Below are 19,291 nucleotides of genomic sequence, written 5' to 3' on the forward strand. Positions count from 1 at the left end.
AAAGAAGGAAAACTAAATTACGTTGTACTCACAGTGACCCAATCTGGCTCACCTGCTTTTGCAGTGGCACAGGAAAAACCTGACCGGCCTCTGCGAATGTATAGCTATCTAGCCCTTGTTACAGGTAATGCTAGGTAACTAAATCTCTAATCGCCGCAATGCGCGCTGTACGCGGGTATCGCGTTGATTAATGGTTAAAAGCGTTTTTTCAATAAACGCCAAATGCGTGTTACATGCCTGGCGGGCAGCTTCAGGATCGCGAGAAGCAATAGCTTCTACAATTTCACGACGCTGCTTCGCGATGTCTTCCACCGCTTCAGGGTGCGCAGCCAGCATGTCAAAGTTTCGTTCAATATTGTCTACCAGCATGCTTTGCATGGTGCTCATTACGTGCAACAACACCATATTGTGTGATGCTCTTGCCATAATGATATAAAACTGTCCTAGCGCCTCCGCTTGGGCACGCTTGCTTTCGTGCGCTTTGGGCGTAGGCACATTGCTTAATGCTTGCTTTAATGCATCGTAGTCTTCAGGTTGACCACGAAGTGCCGCGTAGTACGCCGCCATCCCTTCAAGGGCATGACGAAATTCAAGCAAATCGAATTGAGTTTCAGGACGCTGGCTTACAAGGTCCATGAGCGGATCTTTCATGGCTGAATTCAGGTTGCGATTAACGAACGTACCGCCGCCCTGCTTGCGCTCTACCAGACCGCGCGCTTGCAAATTACCAATGGCTTCTCTTAATGATGGACGAGATACATCGAATTCAAGCGCAAGCTCTCTTTCTGGCGGTAACTTTTGACCGGCCAATAGCGTACCGTCGAGTATCATTGACTCGAGTTGCTCGGTAATTACATCAGAGAGTTTTTTTCGCTGCTGACGCATGCGCTCAACGTATCCTTCTATCTATAACCAGCACTGTTATAACAGCGGTGAATGTAAAAAATAATCATGGAAAATTTAAACACAAACACAATTGGTAATACCATTTTACCTATCTAGTTTAAGGCAGATCGATTTCGAGGTAAATACTCCCAAGCATAGCAAAGCCTATGCTATTTGCTTGGTGTTAAGCTTTATTGTTGAATTTGTTAAGAAAAGTATTTACGTTAGAACTGGTCTGATGAGAAGCAAGGTGGGATATTAGTTATGCGAAGCGTCTGATCTACATACAATTAGTAAATAGACCAAACGCCTTTCTAAACCAAGTAGCTTAGTAAATGTTAAAAATATTGATTATGCCAAGCTGCCTACAAGGGTTAGCGCTGCCGTTATAACAAGTAGAAAAATAACATTACGTTTTGCTAACTTTACCAGCACTTGTGGCTCAACTGCTGCATTTTCAGCCTGTAACTGCTGTTCGTCTGGAGTTAGCACCTCGGCTTTCGAGGAAATTTGCGTCAGCACGTCGTAAGCAGGTACATCGAACTGGAGCGCGTGTTTTAACCATTCAGGTAACGCTCTTGAGAAGTGACCCATCATCAACATGCCGAAGGCGGTCACGCGAACAGGAATATAGTCGAGAGCGAACATCAACCTACCCGCAGCCACTTTTAAAGGGTGATTAGCGTCACACAAAGCCTCTGTGGTGCTTCTACTTAAGCAGTAAAACAGTGCGCCTGGGGCGCCGAATGCAATAAACCACAGCATCACTGCTGCGTAGTGCTGGTAGTTAAGCCAAGTAAGGTGCTGGCCAAAACTTTTACCTTCTGTGCCCGCACTGCCGTCGCTTTCAGTTTGACTTGCACAATGGCCTAGCTGGTCGGTATACATACTACAAGCCTGAAGATCTCCTCGGTCGGCGGCGTTTAGAAAGTTTTTATAAATACCTCTTAACACCGGACAGCCAATGCATATGAATAGCACTAAACTTTGCTCAATAAAGGTAAGGAATGCGCCAAGCAGCCAGTACTCAATAGCACCTAGCACAAGTGCCGGGACTAAAAGGTAAAAATAAAGCGCAGTAGACGATGCCTTTTTACCCTTATTCTCTCTTTCCTCTTCTCTCTCTTCATCCGTTTGTTGGAATTTGATTAAACCTTTATCTTGGAGAAAAGCGCGATATTGCGCGGCATACTTCTCAATATGCCAATTCGGTGTTTTTGTTATCAGTCGCTCAAGACTAAGAACTAACAATAGGCTCATTAACATCATAGGTATTGCGTTCCTTTTTTTCAGTAACCTAGATCAAGTGGTGTTCTATAAACCAGTTACGCGCATTCTGTATCTTGCCCAATCGAAAGCAACACCAGGGTCAGTTTTACGCCCCGGCGCTATATCATTATGACCTACAATACGCCCTAAAGTGATCCGAGGATAGTGTCGTGTAATAAAATCAGTGAGCTCGCCGAGTGCTTTATACTGCGCATCGGTAAAAGGCAATGTATCAGTGCCTTCCAGTTCAATGCCAATAGCATAATCGTTGCAGCGACTGCGGCCCTGGAAGCTTGAAAGGCCCGCGTGCCACGCCCTTTTTTCAAAAGGCACAAACTGCTCTATTTCGCCTGTTCGATAAATCACACAATGGGCAGAGACTCGCAAACCAGCAATTTCTTGATAAAAAGGATGATCGTCTGGGTTGAGCGTGCCGGTAAACAATTGTCGAATACCTGGCGTACCAAACTGAGAAGGCGGCAGTGAAATATTATGTATTACTAAAAGACTGACATCGGTATCGTCAGGGCGAGCATCATAATGCGGACTTTGGGTGTACTTCGCTTTGTTATAAAGCACCATAGTATTTGCTTCGGTAATTGATTTTCTGTTTTATAGCCTACATTGTATAGGGATATAAGTGTATAGGGCTAGAAGCGCTGCATGCCGTTGCTAGCTTAATATTTTATGCCACTGCTTTAATAGAAAGCTCTTTTGAAAACTTGTAAAGAAAGCTTGAATAGAAAACAGCATATCACTGCTATTAGTAAGGCAGTTATTAATAAGGTAAAAACATGAATGAACAACAAGACCCGACAACCTCAGCGGGCAAATGGATGGTTGCCCTTGCATGGATTTGCGGTTTCGGTTTACTTGTTTTTGTCTTCTCTGACTTACTTGAAAAACAAATTAACCCGAACAGCGAGCCCACGTCCGAACGCATTGGTTCACAAACTGAGGTACGCCTTAAGCAAAATCGCCAAGGGCATTATGTAACAACTGGTTATATTAACGGCGAGAAAGTCATATTTCTTGTTGATACGGGTGCTACTGATGTAGCGGTTCCCGCACACTTAGCCAACAAGCTTAAGCTAAAAGCCGGACGTGAGGGTTTAGCCAGCACTGCCAATGGCGTAGTGAGGGTTGCAGAATCAACAATTGACACCTTACGCATTGGCGAAATTGTAGTGCGTAATGTAGACGCAAACTTAAACCCCGGTATGCAAGATGACCATATACTGCTTGGAATGAGTGTTCTTCGCCAATTAGAGTTTACTCAGCGCGGAGAATGGTTAATATTGCGTACCCTTTAAATACACAACAGCACAGACCATAGCGATGAAAATGACATCACCAGACATGCAGGCGATTCGAGAGCAAGTATCAAACGCGCTTGTTGAAGATCTTGGCGGCGAATTAAATGCTGCAAACGACATTACCGCAAACCTGATAGATGAGAGCGTTAGCGCAAAAGCGACTATTATTACTCGCGAGCCTTGCGTGGTTTGCGGAATCGCTTGGGCTAATCAAGCATTTGCGCTTATTGACGAGTCAGTGTCGCTAACCTGGCATGTAAAAGATGGCGACAAAGTTGAGGCTGATACGGTTTTAGTGAGTTTGGAAGGCTCTGCGCGCGCGATATTAACAGCCGAACGTACAGCGCTTAACTTTCTGCAGACACTTTCTTCAACAGCTACAGTGACTGCCTTTTATGCCAAGTTTCTAGCTGGCTCTAACACTAAAATTTTAGATACCCGCAAAACTTTACCGGGTCTGCGCTATGCACAGAAATATGCAGTACGCTGTGGCGGCGGTCAAAACCACCGCGTAGGTTTATTTGATGCGTTTCTAATTAAAGAAAACCACATTTTTTCTTGTGGAAATATCGAAAAAGCCGTTAGCCGTGCTAAAAACATGATGCCGGGCAAGCCTGTTGAAGTTGAGGTCGAGAACTTAGCTGAATTCGAACAGGCCCTTTCAGCGGGTGCCGATATTGTCATGCTGGATAATTTTTCTAACGAACAGATCCAACAGGCAGTAGCGCTTAATAAAGGCCAATGTAAACTGGAAGTATCAGGGAACATTACTGATGAACGACTGGCATCACTTGCACAACTAGGTGTAGATTACATTTCATCTGGCGCCTTAACCAAACATGTTCAGGCGATTGATTTGTCACTTCGAATTACTTTGTCGTAGTAGAGCAGTTTAGAAGGTGCTTTAGTCAGCTAACTTGTTGTCAACACCTTAGTTAGCCGCTAAGCAAAAGCGTGAGTTGTAGTATGATCAAAAATACTAGAACTCACGATCATTCCCAGTTATTTCTCATCATGTTTTTCTGTGTATAGATAGATATACGTAGATAAGTCATTAACTTTTATACGAAAGTACAAGTGATAGCGCCTGCCATAGCGCAGCTATCCATGTCATACTGCAAAAGCTAGACATACGTATATTTGCCTATACTTGTCAGTAACAAATAAAATTCTATACTGAGTATCAAGTACCAGGGGCGTTAAAAAGGACGACTCGGGTATAGACGTCAATTTGAATTAGATTTTAAACTTTACGTGTTATACACGTCCCGGAGAAAAACCATGATGAACATGAATAACAAAAACCAAAAAGGTTTCACACTAATCGAACTAATGATTGTTGTAGCAATCATCGGTATTCTTGCAGCAATCGCATTGCCTGCTTATCAGAACTACACGCAAAAAGCGCGTTTTACTGAAGTTACTAATGCGACGGCAGCGGTAAAATCTGCTGTAGAAGTTTGTGCTCAAACAACAGGTGACCTAGCAAACTGCGTCCAAAACTCTAACGGCATACCTGCAACGGTAGCCGCATCTGCAGCAAATGCTAACCCAGATATCGTGGGCGTTGATACTGGCGCTAACGGTGTTATTACCGCGACAGCGCATGGTGATATGGACGTTCCTGCACCAGGCACTTATGTTCTTACTCCAGCCCTTAACGGTGGCCGAGTTACATGGACAGCGGCCTGTAACCCAGCAACTCTTTGCTAGTTTGCATTTTTTGAGCAACCGAAGGCCCAGTCTAGAGCTGGGCTTTATTGTTTCAATAAGGAAAGACTGTGGCAAAAGCTGTAACTACATTTACCTGGCAAGGAAAAGACCGACACGGGCAGGCGCGCAAAGGTGAAGTGTCAGCAACGTCGTTATCGGAAGCAAAAAACCTACTCCGTCGCCAAGGTATCTCAGCTAACAAAGTTAAAAAACTCGCTAAACCCCTGTTTGGCGGCGCAAAGAAAATCACGCCAGCAGACATTTCCGTAATCTCACGGCAAATCGCTACTATGCTTGCCGCGGGGGTTACACTTATACAGTCCCTTGACATGATCGCACAGGGTCACGCGAATTCATCAGTTCGCAAACTTCTTGGTGAAATTACTGAAGAAGTTAAATCAGGTAATCCGCTTTCTTCAGCACTAAGAAAACATCCTCTTTACTTTGATGACCTGTATTGCGATTTGGTTTATACCGGCGAGCAATCAGGTGCCCTTGAAACCATTTACGACCGCATAGCCACCTATAAAGAAAAAGCTGAAGCACTAAAATCAAAGATCAAAAAAGCGATGTTTTACCCTATCGCGGTTTTGGTAGTTGCTTTTATTGTTACCACTATCCTTCTTATTTTCGTTGTACCTCAATTTGAAGAAATATTTAGCAGCTTTGGGGCTGAGCTTCCTGCTTTTACCCTGTTTGTACTCGCTATTTCCCGATTTGTGCAAGACTACGGTATTTTTATTGCTATGGGTGTTGCTGCTGCAGGCTTTATGTTTGTGCGTGCTCATAGGCGCAGCCAAAAGTTGCGCGATAGTGTAGACCGCAATATTTTAAAAATTCCAGTTATCGGTGAAATACTTAAGAAAGCCAGTATCGCCCGCTTTACCCGCACTTTGGCGACTACCTTTGCAGCAGGTGTTCCGCTTATCGGCGCGCTTGAATCGGCCGCGGGTGCATCCGGCAACGCGGTGTATCGCGATGCCATTTTATATATAAGAAAAGAAGTAGCAGGCGGTATGCCTATGCATGTGGCCATGCGTGCTACCCAAGTGTTCCCTGATATGGTGACGCAAATGATTGCCATTGGTGAGGAATCGGGTGCCGTTGACGAAATGTTGAGTAAAATTGCCACCATTTACGAAGCAGAAGTTGACGACATGGTAGACGGTTTAACCAGTTTACTTGAACCTATGATTATGGCTGTACTCGGCGTGGTTATCGGCGGCTTGATTGTAGCTATGTACTTACCTATATTCGAAATGGGTAACGTGGTATAACTTGCACATATTGCTAGCTTTGTGATTATTAGTTTTACAATTATTAGCTCTATAAATGTGAACGATTTGGGCGACGCTTTTTAGTGGCCCCCATACACAAGGCTTAACACCCGAATTTTTCTAGCCACTATTAAAACTAAAAAGATCTGCACTTCATGGACGCCATAATAACACTTAGTCAGCTCTACCCTGCTGTATTTTACTCTCTTGTTTTTTTCGTAAGCTTAATGGTGGGCAGTTTCCTAAACGTGGTGATTTATCGTCTGCCTATTATGATGGAGCGCAGCTGGCAGCAAGAGTATGAAAGCTATTTTAATGACAGCGCAAGTGGCGGCACAAATGACAGTGAAAATGACGGCGCCACCACATCTGCCGATGACAAGTCCCCGGTATCCACAGATACATTCAATCTGGTAAAACCAGACAGTACCTGCCCAAGCTGCGGCCACAAAATTCGCGCTTGGGAAAATATCCCGGTTATCAGCTACCTGTTTCTCAAAGGCAAATGTGCCAAATGCAAAGTAGGTATTTCAATACGTTACCCGCTAGTTGAGCTTTTCACAGCTATTACCTGTACCTTCGCTGCGTATCAGTTCGGCGTAACCTCTCAAGCGCTATGGGCTGTGTTTTTCACTTATGTGCTGGTTGCGCTGCTGTTTATCGACTTAGATAAAATGTTATTACCAGACCAGCTAACACTGCCTCTGCTTTGGCTAGGTTTACTGTTGAGTACACAAAACATATTTGTTGGTACCACTGACGCCATTATCGGTGCAGCAGCCGGCTATTTAAGCTTATGGACTGTTTACTGGCTATTTAAATTAGCTACTGGTAAGGAAGGCATGGGCTATGGCGATTTTAAACTACTTGCAGCGCTTGGGGCATTTACTGGTTGGCAAGGCTTGCCTGTTATTATTTTGCTGTCTTCATTTGTGGGTGCTATTGCAGGCATACTCATTATGGTCATTCAGAATAAGGGCAAGTCGTTGGCTATTCCTTTCGGGCCCTATTTGGCCGTGGCAGGCTGGCTGACGTTGCTTTTTAAAGAAGAAATCATCACTGCTTATCTAAATGCGGTGCTCTAGAAGCTAAACCTCAAGTAGTGCTCTAATTTTAAGGCTTAATGGTTATGGATAAACAACAGGTGTTTGTAGTGGGTCTTACCGGCGGCATAGGCAGCGGTAAATCAGCTGCTACTGCTATCTTTGAAAACCTTGGAATTGATATTGTTGATGCTGATGAAGTTGCTCGTGACGTAGTTGAAGTAGGTTCAGAAGGCTTACGGCATATTGCCGAGCATTTTGGCGAAACGATTTTGCTAGAAGATGGAAGCCTTGATCGCGCCGCCCTTCGCGAAAGAGTGTTCGCCGCCGCAGAAGAAAAGCATTGGTTAAACGGCTTGCTGCACCCCCTTATTCGCTCTCGAATGCAGCAGCTAATCAGCGAGTCGACATCGCCCTATTGTATTTTATCTGTGCCCTTACTGGTAGAAAACAAACTAACTGAAATGTGCAACCATGTAGTGGTGGTAGATTGTCCAGAAACAATGCAGCTTGAACGGGCATTAAAACGGGACGGCAGCACAGAGCAAACTATTAGAAGCATTATAGCTTCGCAGGCTTCACGTCAAGAACGTGTTAGCGCAGCGGACGATGTGCTGGATAACAGCACAACGCTAGAAGCGCTTGCCAGCCAAATAGCGACTATACACCAGAAGCTACTCAGCCTTGCTTCAGTATAAGCATAAGCGGTTTGCACAATAGCAAACCGCTTCTACCTCTACTTTTCATATCTACCTTTGCTGTCTGGCTTTTCTGCTTCTCTTTTCTATCTCACTCTGCTGCTTCGCTCTTCTTTTCCCCTGTGGGGCCTTACCATCCGCTTCTTACCATTTTTAACTTATAACGGGTCTTCCCGATCAACAGAGTTACTTTTTGAAACTTTTTTGAACAATCAGCGTCAAACTAAGCATTTGTCGAACAAGTAGACTTGGCTTAAAAGCCTTGATGCTTTAGGCTTGCTGTTATTCGCCGCACTACAAGGTCGTAGTGCAGTTTCTCTAAGTCTATGTGTTTTAAGGGGTTCCATGGGTAGCGCTGTATTCGAGTTTCCACTAAAGGAAAAAGTACGTAACTATTTACGTGTTGAGCAGCTGCTTGGTCAACTTAAAATAACCGCCAAATCAGAACACACGCACCTTCAGCTTGTGTTTTTTGAACAACTTTTCGAACTGCTCGACCTAATAGAAAGGCTCGATCTTCGTTCAGATTTAACTAAAGATCTTGAAGCTCACGAGAAGAATTTAGTCTATTGGTCAAAACACCCCAAAATAGACAGTACGGCGTTAGAGCAAGCGTTAAAAACAGTGCTTACACTAAAGCAAAAGCTGAAGACAGATCGCCGTTTTGGCAGTGCTCTTAAAGACGATAAACTGCTTAGCGCTATAAGACAAAGATTTGCCATACCCGGTGGCGCATGTAGCTTTGACCTTCCTAATTTGCACTTTTGGTTACAGCAGCCACTAGAACAGCGTCAAATTGAGATTGCACAATGGTTAGAGACTTTAGGGCTTCTTGACGATGCAATTGCGGTTAGCCTGTCGTTTATCCGCGAACGAGGTCAGTTTGTAAATGCGGTAGCAGAGAACGGCTTTTATCAAGGCGCAGCGGAAGATAAAAACGAACTGATACGCGTAAAGTGCAGCGTAGATGAAGGCTACTACCCAACATTAAGCGGCAATAAATACCGTTACGCCCTGCGATTTATGTTGTTTTCGCCGCAAGAAGGCCAAACTGGCGCAGTGGAAAACAGTATTCAGTTTCGTTTAGCGGCCTGCTAAAATCCGCCTTTATTCAATATTTTTCGTCTTGGGTACTTTCTTTGTTTATAGTTCATAGATTGTGCCGCCAAGACGTATTTCACTGGAGTCTATTATGGAAGTGAAATGCCCTATTTGCGCCAAACAGGTTGTTTGGGCCCCAACAAGCGAATACCGCCCTTTTTGTAGCAAAAAATGTCAACTTATCGATTTGGGTGAATGGGCTGCAGAAGACAGAAAAATTGCCGGCAAGCCTGCAGAGGATGCCACGCCAAAACATATAGATGTAGAAGAAATCGAGGCTATGTTGGCACAGCAGTCTGATAACTTTTTTAAACACTAAGACGCTAGTCAGTTATCTAAAAATCTACGCGAGGTAAGTGGGTAAACTCGCTCTCTCTGCTATTTTTCCTGTTTTCGAGCCACCTTCGCTGGTGTAGTATCAAGGCAATCAGAGTTAGTGTATTTAAGTTCAGATTTCGCGTTTCACTGCTATCGAAACCTGGTGCTACAAACACCCCGCTAGATTCGTATAAAAATCTGGCAACAGCGCTTTTGGTCTTCACCGGTTTTTGACTGTTAAAACACCGCTCTACCGCTTATTCACATTAGTAAAAAAGGAATATGAATGTTTAATTCTATCGCGCTTGTTGGTGGCACTCATGGCAATGAAACCAGTGGTATTCAGCTTATTCGAAACTGGCAACGGTTCGGGCTACCTTCGCGATTTAATGAGTTGAATGTTTCATTGAACATAGCCAACGAAGCTGCCCTTGCTGCTAACGTGCGGTTTGTAGAAGAAGATTTAAATCGTCAGTTTACCTTTGAGCGCTTATCTGATGAAAACACCGCTAAAGAAGCTGCACTTGCGAAATCGCTGAATGAAAAATTCGGGCCGAAAGGCAACTCAAATACCGATTTTGTTATTGATATTCACAATACCACCAGCGAGATGGGCGCCACGCTAATTATCCTAGAAGCGGATGAATTTCACGTTCAGTTAGCACGATTTGTTAAACGACAAATGCCCGAAGCGAATATTTTGCTGGAAGACGAAAAGCCTTATCTTGAACACGGTTATTTGTGTACTACCGGTAAGAAAGGTGTAATGATTGAAGTGGGCGGTCAGCCTCAAGGCGTATTAAGAGAAGATGTTTATCTTTTAACACAAACTATGGCCGAGGCCATTTTAGATTTTTGTGTAGCCTATAATAACCAAAGGATAGAAACAGACGCACTGCCTGCGTGTGAAGCCTTTCGCCTAGGTGAAAACGTCGGCTTTCCTTTAGATGAAAATGGCGCGCGTACCGCGATGATCCACCACTCATTGCAAGATAATGATTTTAAGCCCTTGCTACCAGGTTCTCCCATGTTTAGAACCTTTGATGGAAAAGATATCCCGTGGGATGGGGAAAGAGAAACTTATCCGCATTTTATAAATGAAGCGGCGTACTTTAAACTGGACGTTGCGTTTGCTACATCTGAGCGTATCACCCTTTAGGCAATACAGGTTGGTTACTCTGCAAGTTTCAAAAGTTAACGCCGAAATCAACTGGCGATATCAAAAAAACGCTGAAACGCTTAAAGCATTAAATAGAAAAATGCCGGTCAGAGACCGACTGGCACTTTTGTTGTAAGGTAGGCTTTCTCGCACGTCAGCCTAAGTTTCACGGCTCGCTCAACTTAAAGAAATGAACATAGGCCCTGAGTCAGAGTATGTTAAAAAAGCTCTATTTTAGGCTCTCGGGCCTCTTCAAACTCATTTTTCTCTTCAGATGAAGACTCATTAATATCGAAATGTATTTTACGCTGATCTTCCATCACATATTTTTCAAACATTTCTTTGGTGCTTAAATTAAACGACTCATCAAAATGCTCGCGGTTGTTAATGTAAGAAGAAAACTGCCCAAATAAACTTACAATAGCGTCTTGCTCTAGTTTCACATGCTCGGTGCGCTGGCGAATAATGTCTTGGAACTGAATTTTCGCGATGGCACCGCTTACTTTTACCGCAACGTCGGTGGCGCTTTGCGAGAAGCACGCCAGCATTTTAGGGTTTAGTTCTTCAAGCACACGATAGTGTTGCGTTATATTTTCAAGCGAATCAGAAAACCCAGTTAATAATTCACACGTATCGTTCGCACGTGTTGAATTAAGCATTTTTTCACCTTGAACATGTGCAGCGTCCAGCGCTGATTTTATGCCCGACTCTATTTTTTCAGCCGCTTCTGAAGACTGAGACGATAGAATGCGCACTTGTTCAGCTACCACAGCAAACCCCCGTCCGTATTCGCCAGTTCGCGCCGCTTCAATTGCAGCATTAAGGGCTAATAAATTGGTTTGCGAAGCAATATTTTTAACTAATTCGGTGAGTTCCTTTAGGTTTTCAACCTCACGCATTACCCCTTGAATGGCTTCAGTATCTGCAATCTGTTGCGCGCGCTGTGTATTAATCATTTCTTTTATATTAGACAGGCGCTGCGCCGCCAGATCAAACTCGGCTGCGCTTTTCTCCTTGCAATTGAGAGCATTCTTCTGACCCAATTCAACGTTGTCTATACTATCTTGAATACTGCTTTCAATCTCATACAGCGCTTTCATTAGCTCCATTGAGGCGTCTTCAGTTATTGCACTTATGCCATCCATTTGCCCTTTTAATATGGCTACGTAATCATTAACCTGAGCATGGGTTTCGCTTAACTGCGATGAAGTTTCTTGCAAATAGCTTTCTTGACGACTTAACTTGGCAGCAAACATGCGATTCTGTCGGTTTGCATACCAAGGTACAAAGGTCAACATTGCTAAAATAGTTGCACAGACTCCCCCCTGCAGGCCCATTATCTCTATAGGTATACTCAGCGACCCCACTACGCCTACTACTGTTACGGTTAAAAGCCCGCCCCAAAGTAAAAGCGAATCCTGCATGTTACCTGTCTTTTCCTTAAGCACTTTTATTTTCTCAGCGAGCACTGTTTCGTAATACTGCTTTGCTTTTTCAAGTACTTTCATGTTTTTACCTTATGCAGCTGGTACCAACTGCTTTACTACACCTAACAATTGCTCTGGCTCGACGGGTTTGACAAGCCAGCCTGTAGCACCAGCAGCTTTCGCTTCTTCTCGACGACTTTGCTGCGACTCCGTGGTTAACATCAACATGGGGGTAAACCTAAATTTAGCTTGCTGCTTTAGTGTTTTTATTAGTTCTATACCGTTCATACCCGGCATGTTTAAATCCGTTATTATTAATTTGGGCGATATGGACTCAAGTGCCGCCATCGCTGCCTCTGCACTTTCTGATTTTGTTACTGTATAGCCTGCCCGTTTAAGCAGCATTTCCATACTCATTAGCATTGTTGCTGAATCATCTACTAAGTGTATTGCGCTCATTGCATTACCTCTTGTTTCTAGCCGATTAATTGTTTACATAATTCAGTATAGTCGTGTGCGCCACGACTTTGAGGTGCATAAGTAAAAACGGGTTTGTTTTGAGCAAATGCCTCGGCTAATTTGATACTCTTTCTTATGGGAAGCAGCACTTTGTTGCGCCCGTAGCGTTCATACCAGCCACCAAGTTCTTGCCTGTGAAGCTTTAAATTTTGTTCAACCATTACGGGTAAAATGGTTAGCCTAGTCGCTCTAAACTTTCGCTCCGCCATAGCGTTTCTGCAGGCCGTTAATAATTTTTGCACGCCGTCACTGGCAAGCGGTAAAGGCGTAGCGGGAATAATAATGTCGGTAGCGGCTGATAGCGCGGCAATCAGTTGCGGACTCAGGGTCGGCGGTGTATCGATTAACACAATGTCGAAATGTGTTGTAACAGGAACTGAGTCGCACCAATTACGTAAAGTGTCTAAAGTAATGTTATCGTTCGTATTGGCCTTGTTCGTATCTACATTGGTTGCGTAAATATTTTCTGAGCATTTCACTACTGACGTGAAAAAGTGGCTAATTGGCAATTCGGTAATCTCGCTCTGTGGTGTACATCCAAGCGCTTTTAAGCCATGCATCACGTGTCCCTGATTATCAAGGTCTATGACCATAACTCGTTTACCCGCTTGGGCGAAACCATAAGCAAGGTTTACTACCGTTGTAGTTTTTGCTGTACCGCCTTTGCGATTAGCCACCGTTATTACTTTCATTCGCACCACACATTGCTTTTTTTATTCATCATTTTAGTGAGCCAAATCAGCTTTTCAGATTCTGGCCACACGCTGACTTTTGGCTTCTTTGCGAGCAGTACCTGATATACCGCAGTGTGTGCACTGACTAAGGCCTTTAAATTAACTTGCCTAGAGACCTCTTCGTTTAGCCAGGCAAACAGACTTTCTGCCTCTTCAATTTCGCAATGTCCGGTCATCACCGCCACTTTCTTTTTGAACGCTATAGGCATTTGGCTAACACCTCTTGTACATTGATGATTAACAGCACACGCCCGTCACCAAGCAACGCTGTTCCCGAAAAGTGCGCGTATCCCGCTAGCACCCCTTCAAGAGGTTTTTGAATAACATCAATACCCTCATGAAATTTATCGATGATTAACCCGAACTCTCCCTGTGGTGTTGCTACCACCAAAATTGAGTGCTCTTCTTTTCCCTCTGCCTCTTCAAAACCCAATGCGTCGCGCAGATTACACAGTGGTATTAGCTTTTCTCGAATAACAAGAACCTGTTCGTTGCGAATGCGCTGAATGTCTGAGGTGGGCACTTTCACAGTTTCCACCACCGCATCCATTCCCACACCAAACATTTGGTCGTTTACTTCAAACATCATTACACGGTTAACCGACATAGTTTGAGGTAGCAGCAATTTGAAAGTAGTACCTACGCCTACTTCGCTGTGCATTTCGATAGTGCCGCCTGCCTGGCTTACCATGGTTTTTACCGCATCCATACCGACGCCGCGTCCAGACAAATCTGAGACTTGTTCTGAGGTAGAAAAACCAGCAGCGAATATAAGCTGTAGGGCTTCGTTATCGTCTAGGCTCTCTAGTTGAGCTTCGCTGATGACCCCTTTTTGAAAGGCGAGTAGTTTAATTTTTTGTGGGTCTATCCCTTTACCATCATCGCGGATTTCAATAATTACGCTGTCATCAAGGGGCGTAGCAATAAGGTCAATACGACCCATTTCTGACTTGCCCGCTGCAATCCGCTCAGACGGTGACTCAATACCGTGATCAATGCTGTTTCTCAATAAATGAATAAGCGGCTCTGAAAGTGATTCAATTAAGTTTTTATCGAACTCGGTGTCTTCACCCTGCATACAAAGCTCAATTTTTTTATCGAGCTTCCTCGCTAAGTCCCTCACTAAGCGAGGATAGCGTTGGAATACATGAGAGACAGGTACCATGCGTATTTGCAATACCGCACTTTGCAGCGACTCAGTTAAGCGATTAACAATAGAAAAATGCGCTTTAATTTGCTTACTAAGCTTTCTGCTTCCTCCTTCCTCCTCGCCTTGTTTGGCCAGATAAGGCAATGAGTTTTTCGCCACCGTGAGTTCGCCAACAATATCCATTAAGTAGTCGATTTTAGCTTGGTCGACTTTTAGCATCTTAACTGCTTGGCGCTCGGTTTTTACTGGCTGTACATTGTCTTCTGCACTGCTTAAGGGTTTAGTGTCGTCCACAGCTTCAGCGCTCTCTGCTGTATGCTCGGTCTTCGATGCTTCTACTGATGTTTCTTCTGCGCTTTCTTGCTTTTGTACTTCTTCGGCTTGCTCCTTAATTGTTTCGTCATCTAGCGCATTACAAATGGCAACGGCCACGGCGTCTTCATCACTAAAGGTTTCGCCTAAGATATTTCCTACCAGCCCTGCGATAGAAGGAAACATAAACTCTGACTTATAGCTGTCTGAATTCAAAAGCGTGAGCTGTTGTGTAAGGATCGCTTTTTCATGGGGCGCTAACGTTTTTCCACACAGCATAGAAGCATGTGGTGAATTTCCTCCAGCTTCCTGTGGGCTATCGTCGCCAAGTTTGCCAGCCGTGCTGTCGGTAGAAGTACTTTCTGCGCTAAATGCAGTACTGTCCTTATCAATATGAGTATCTTCACTACCACTTTCATTGGCTTGCGCGTCCCGATTCAGAAAGTCGAGTTCGCCTGCTGTCGATAAGCATTCCAGCACCGCCCGCTTCGCATCATCAAAAAGAGCATCACTTACGTCCTGGGAAGCAAGCAACAGCCCTGCACTAGCGTGCACCTGCTCAAGATCATTCTCTTTCAGTGCATCCGATAACGTTTGATCAGCAATGAGGGCAACATTGTCTTTGATTTTATCTACGCAACTTGCTCTTAACGCTTGGCTAGTAAATACCGTAAAGGAATATTGCCCTTCGTAATAAGCCATGTGCTGCTTAATTGCGTCTGCATCTGCACAACCAAGTGCTTTGATATTGGTCACACAGTTGTAAATATCGGCATCATGGTTAAGTTCGGGCATATCTATGTTGAACGCTTTAAGACCCGGTAAAGCAAGCGCCACATTTATAGGGTCTTCACCCCGAAAGAAACAGCCTTCATCTGGCGTGTATTTAATATGGTAACAAAATGGCCCTTCGACCTGACTTAAAAGCTTAAGGTCAGCGTTATCACTAAAAACCGCCAACATGTCTCTTTGTTCGTCAGTCAGCGTTTTATCATCTGATGATGTCAAATCATTATGTGCAGCGTTATTTTCGTTACCAGGCGAGTCTAAACCATTAGGGTCGATAAAATGCCTTAACTGTGCCCCTAACTTAGCCGAGATGGGTTGCCACTGCTCTAGGTCTTGTGAGCCCACCTCTAGTTCGTCAAACCATATCGAAATTTGATCTAAGGCTTCAAGCAGTAGGTCGCCTATATCGTCATTAAAAGCAACTTCGTTCGCTCTTACACTATCGAGCAAGTCCTCTGCCGCATGGGCTAACCGAGTTAAAGGTTTAATTTCAAATAAGTCAGACGACCCTTTGATAGTGTGTAAATCTCGGAAGATTTTATCTACGCGTTCTGATGCTGGTCCCGACGATTGAATTGCTAACAGTTCTTGGCTTGCCGATTCTAAGTTTTCTCGCGACTCTCCAATAAAGACATCAAGTAATTCACTCATTGGCGCTCCCTCCAATCACTGCACTCACCACCGACTTCAGCATGTCTGCATCGACAGGTTTGGTCATGTAGTAATTTGCACCGCACTGATAAGCGCGCTCAGCATCTTGATTAGCCGACTCTGTGCTGATCATGATTATAGGCACTGCGCGTAAGGCATCGTTGCGGCGAATCTCTTTACACAGTCGATAGCCATCCATTTTTGGCATATTCACATCAACGAGGAACAAGTCGACCTGCGTCCCTATGGCTTTTTCTAACGCCTCTACACCGTTTTCTGCTTCTTCAATTATCCTGTCAGGAGTAGATACCAGCATTTTATGGAACATTCTTACCGTAGAGGCATCATCAACAATCATTACTGTTTTCATGTTAAGCCCCTCCAGCAAGTGGCTTTTGATAGGCAATCACATCGCCAAACTTGCGAACCTTGAACATTGACGAAATTCGACTCATCGACTCGCTGTGTCCCAAAAAGATATAGCCGCCAGGCTTCATGGCGTCGTAAAGCACGTGCGCCGCTTTTTTTCGAGATTCATCATCAAAATAAATAAGCAGGTTGCGACAAAAAATAAGGTCAAAATGCCGAAACTGCTTCATGTTGCTGCCCGACAAAATATTAGCCAATGTGAATGACACCGACTCACGAATATCTTCACTTAGCTGGTATTGTCCATTGACTTCTTTGAAGTATTTTTTGACGAGAGGCAGCGGGATATTCTGTACAGAACGTTTTGAATAGAGCCCTTTCTTTGCTGAAGCCAGCACGTTGCTGTCGATATCAGATGAAACCAACTCTACATCTCTGTGTGCTAGGCCTTTCCAATACTCAATAAGGTATATTGCAATGGAGTATGGCTCCTCTCCCGTGCTTGAGGGAACTGACCAAATTCTCAAATCTTCTCCTGGCGCACGGTAACCATCTAGCTCATCCATGATGTCTCGTACCATTGCCTCAAACTGGTATTCTTCGCGAAAGAAATAGGTTTCATTCACCGTCATCGAATTCACAAGATTTTGGAACTCTTCACCCGATGCTTGAAAACGCATATAGGTAAAATAGCCTTTAAACGTTGTGTGGCCCGTGGCTTTCATCCGCTCATGAAGACGCTTATCAACGAAGTAGCGCTTTGAATCTTCAAAGTGAATGCCCGTTTTTCGATAAAACATAGCGCGGAACCGTTCAAAGTCGGCAGCATCTATTTTTTCTAGCACTGCGTTACTCATCACCGCCCCTTATTTGGTTTCGTATCAATGAAATAACAAATTGGATATAGCTATGATTTGGGAATCGACTTTCTACGGTTTGCAATATCTCTAACGTAGATACGTCGGCAATTTCGGCGAGTTTATCTAGTGCTGTACCGACTACATTTTCATTGTCATCGTTAAGTGCAAACTGATGTAGCCAGTTTACTGCCTCAATGTGCGCCACTGCGCCAATAATATCCACACAGAAAATACGTGTATCGGGGTCATCGTCATGCATCAACATATTCACGTTAGCGGCGAATACATCCGGGTTTTGCTGCATGAGCTCTATAGCACCATTTCGAAGCTGTACATGTTCGCTCTTGAGCATAGTAAGCACTTGTGACGCGTGACTTTCTGACATGTCATGTTCAAGAGCACTAAAAAGTGCCTCGATGACGGTAGGGTCGTCTTCGTGTGGCAGTCTGCTGAGAAACACATCGTGGGCGTCTTCCTGGCCACTCAAATCTCTTACCGCCCATCGGCGAATGTCACAGTCGTCTGAACTTAAGTCGCTAACCAATTGTTCTGTAGTTCTGGGGTGTTCGCGCTTTTCTTCAAAGTCTTCAGAAATATTGGCAATAGGCTCCACTTTCTTTTTCAAACCCATTTTTACTACTCCTATTAACGACAAAGCGCATTTAATTTCGATGCGACCTGTGGACTGTCTAGTACAAAACTGGCGCAGCCTGCTTCGATAAGCTCTTTGGGCATACCGAACACGACCGACGTGGCTTCGCTCTCCGCGATAGTTGTTGCTCCTTCTTTGAATGCTTTACTCATTGCGGCAACCCCATCACAGCCCATCCCAGTTAATTGAACACACAGCATGGAAAGCGGCTTGTAGCAGTTGAGTGCGCTATCTACCATTCGATCTACACTGGGGTGCCACAAAAAGCTGGGGCTAGATGGTACAGGGCGCGCCGACACTTCACTGCCTACTTTTGAAAACGCCAGGTCCGCGTCCCCTTTGGCCAAGTAAACAGTGCCCGGTTGAATAGGCATTTTTCTATTCACTTCAACGACATTGAGTGGGCTAAGGCCATCTAAACGCTTTGCCAGCGCACTGGTAAAAGACGCGGGCATATGTTGAGAAATAACAACTGGAACAGGAAAGGCCGGACTCAGGTTTGCGACCAAATGTTCCAGCTTTTTCGGTCCCCCCGTTGAGACACCCACCAGTACTATTTCATAGGCCGCACTGCTCGTGTTTCGCACAACCCTTTGTTTGACAACGGGCGGCGTTTTAATGGTGGGACGCTGGGGTTTACCGGTTTTCGCTAACGCGTTTATTTTATTTACCAGAGGTACCGCTAAATCAGATATATCCCGCGTAACTGTACCACCTGTTTTAAGCACAAAGTCACTGGCGCCAAGGGCGAGTGCTTCCAAGGTGATAGTTGCACCTTTCTGCGTTAAAGAGGACACCATGATAATTGGGCATGGATACAGCTTTTTTAGCATGGCTAAGCAGGTCATGCCGTCCATTACCGGCATATTTATATCCAAGGTGATGCAGTCGGGTTCGAACTCTACGGCTTTCGTCAATGCCTCTTCACCGTTACGCGCCAACTGAACAACAAACCCTTCTTTTTCAAAGAGTTGAGTAAACAGCTTTCGCATTAACGCAGAGTCATCAACGATAAGTACTTTAACTGTCATACACTACCTCAATCGTCT

Annotated in this window: 21 protein-coding genes; 9 read left to right on the plus strand and 12 right to left on the minus strand. The window is 44.5% G+C overall.

What is annotated here, in order from left to right:
* Positions 1–138 precede the first annotated feature (138 nt).
* From pdhR to ampD, 3 genes are all read right to left on the minus strand, one after another.
* Entirely contained in the window at positions 139–885 is a 747-nt protein-coding gene (gene pdhR / locus ACYX4W_RS17880) for a pyruvate dehydrogenase complex transcriptional repressor PdhR (RefSeq protein WP_476074089.1), read from the minus strand.
* Positions 886–1,236: 351 nt separating this feature from the next.
* Positions 1,237–2,154: a beta-lactamase regulator AmpE gene (gene ampE / locus ACYX4W_RS17885; protein ID WP_476074090.1), complete on the minus strand. Its 918-nt coding sequence runs from the start codon at positions 2,152–2,154 to the stop codon at positions 1,237–1,239.
* Positions 2,155–2,199: 45 nt separating this feature from the next.
* Positions 2,200–2,736, minus strand: coding sequence for a 1,6-anhydro-N-acetylmuramyl-L-alanine amidase AmpD (gene ampD, locus ACYX4W_RS17890; protein WP_476074091.1), 537 nt, complete (start codon positions 2,734–2,736; stop codon positions 2,200–2,202).
* A 212-nt stretch (positions 2,737–2,948) separates the two neighbouring features.
* Here ampD and ACYX4W_RS17895 point away from each other — a divergent pair, with 212 nt between their 5' ends.
* From ACYX4W_RS17895 to ACYX4W_RS17935, 9 genes are all read left to right on the plus strand, one after another.
* On the plus strand, positions 2,949–3,467 hold the full coding sequence (locus tag ACYX4W_RS17895) for a retropepsin-like aspartic protease family protein (protein ID WP_476074092.1): 519 nt from the start codon (positions 2,949–2,951) through the stop codon (positions 3,465–3,467).
* Between the two features lie 31 nt (positions 3,468–3,498).
* A complete protein-coding gene (nadC, locus tag ACYX4W_RS17900) occupies positions 3,499–4,353 on the plus strand; it encodes a carboxylating nicotinate-nucleotide diphosphorylase (RefSeq protein WP_476075496.1) in 855 nt (284 codons plus the stop codon).
* A 398-nt stretch (positions 4,354–4,751) separates the two neighbouring features.
* On the plus strand, positions 4,752–5,183 hold the full coding sequence (locus ACYX4W_RS17905) for a pilin (RefSeq protein ID WP_024016771.1): 432 nt from the start codon (positions 4,752–4,754) through the stop codon (positions 5,181–5,183).
* 68 nt (positions 5,184–5,251) lie between these two features.
* The gene (locus tag ACYX4W_RS17910; RefSeq protein WP_476074093.1) at positions 5,252–6,460 is read left to right on the plus strand and encodes a type II secretion system F family protein; all 1,209 of its coding nucleotides are present in this window, start codon (positions 5,252–5,254) and stop codon (positions 6,458–6,460) included.
* Between the two features lie 155 nt (positions 6,461–6,615).
* Entirely contained in the window at positions 6,616–7,545 is a 930-nt protein-coding gene (locus ACYX4W_RS17915; protein ID WP_476074094.1) for a prepilin peptidase, read from the plus strand.
* Between the two features lie 44 nt (positions 7,546–7,589).
* A complete protein-coding gene (gene coaE, locus ACYX4W_RS17920; protein WP_476074095.1) occupies positions 7,590–8,201 on the plus strand; it encodes a dephospho-CoA kinase in 612 nt (203 codons plus the stop codon).
* Positions 8,202–8,546: 345 nt separating this feature from the next.
* Positions 8,547–9,299: a cell division protein ZapD gene (gene zapD, locus ACYX4W_RS17925; RefSeq protein WP_476074096.1), complete on the plus strand. Its 753-nt coding sequence runs from the start codon at positions 8,547–8,549 to the stop codon at positions 9,297–9,299.
* Positions 9,300–9,393: 94 nt separating this feature from the next.
* Entirely contained in the window at positions 9,394–9,621 is a 228-nt protein-coding gene (gene yacG, locus ACYX4W_RS17930; RefSeq protein WP_476074097.1) for a DNA gyrase inhibitor YacG, read from the plus strand.
* 285 nt (positions 9,622–9,906) lie between these two features.
* Complete coding sequence (locus ACYX4W_RS17935) at positions 9,907–10,779, plus strand: aspartoacylase (protein ID WP_476074098.1); 873 nt, start codon at positions 9,907–9,909, stop codon at positions 10,777–10,779.
* A 218-nt stretch (positions 10,780–10,997) separates the two neighbouring features.
* Here the strand turns inward: ACYX4W_RS17935 and ACYX4W_RS17940 are convergent, their stop codons facing one another.
* From ACYX4W_RS17940 to cheB, 9 genes are read right to left on the minus strand one after another with little or no spacing between them, the layout of a single operon-like run.
* Positions 10,998–12,287 carry a methyl-accepting chemotaxis protein gene (locus ACYX4W_RS17940; RefSeq protein WP_476074099.1) on the minus strand — a complete coding sequence of 430 codons (1,290 nt, stop codon included), beginning with the start codon at positions 12,285–12,287 and terminating at the stop codon, positions 10,998–11,000.
* Between the two features lie 9 nt (positions 12,288–12,296).
* The gene (locus ACYX4W_RS17945) at positions 12,297–12,665 is read right to left on the minus strand and encodes a response regulator (protein WP_474805369.1); all 369 of its coding nucleotides are present in this window, start codon (positions 12,663–12,665) and stop codon (positions 12,297–12,299) included.
* A gap of 17 nt (positions 12,666–12,682) precedes the next feature.
* On the minus strand, positions 12,683–13,417 hold the full coding sequence (locus tag ACYX4W_RS17950; protein WP_476074100.1) for a ParA family protein: 735 nt from the start codon (positions 13,415–13,417) through the stop codon (positions 12,683–12,685).
* Positions 13,414–13,668, minus strand: coding sequence for a hypothetical protein (locus ACYX4W_RS17955; RefSeq protein WP_476074101.1), 255 nt, complete (start codon positions 13,666–13,668; stop codon positions 13,414–13,416). The genes ACYX4W_RS17950 and ACYX4W_RS17955 overlap by 4 nt, the downstream gene beginning before the upstream one ends.
* On the minus strand, positions 13,659–16,361 hold the full coding sequence (locus ACYX4W_RS17960) for a chemotaxis protein CheA (RefSeq protein ID WP_476074102.1): 2,703 nt from the start codon (positions 16,359–16,361) through the stop codon (positions 13,659–13,661). Before ACYX4W_RS17960 ends, ACYX4W_RS17955 begins: the two co-directional genes overlap by 10 nt.
* Positions 16,354–16,731, minus strand: a complete 378-nt coding sequence (locus ACYX4W_RS17965; protein ID WP_179984258.1) for a response regulator — start codon at positions 16,729–16,731, stop codon at positions 16,354–16,356. The genes ACYX4W_RS17960 and ACYX4W_RS17965 overlap by 8 nt, the downstream gene beginning before the upstream one ends.
* Before the next feature lies 1 nt (position 16,732).
* Positions 16,733–17,587, minus strand: a complete 855-nt coding sequence (locus ACYX4W_RS17970) for a CheR family methyltransferase (protein ID WP_476074103.1) — start codon at positions 17,585–17,587, stop codon at positions 16,733–16,735.
* Entirely contained in the window at positions 17,580–18,221 is a 642-nt protein-coding gene (locus ACYX4W_RS17975) for a HEAT repeat domain-containing protein (RefSeq protein WP_476074104.1), read from the minus strand. Before ACYX4W_RS17975 ends, ACYX4W_RS17970 begins: the two co-directional genes overlap by 8 nt.
* A 14-nt stretch (positions 18,222–18,235) precedes the next feature.
* Positions 18,236–19,273 (minus strand): chemotaxis-specific protein-glutamate methyltransferase CheB, encoded by a 1,038-nt coding sequence (gene cheB / locus ACYX4W_RS17980; protein WP_476074105.1) that lies wholly within the window; start codon positions 19,271–19,273, stop codon positions 18,236–18,238.
* Positions 19,274–19,291 lie beyond the last annotated feature (18 nt).

Source organism: Alteromonas sp. ABH4_454, from assembly GCF_056311775.1.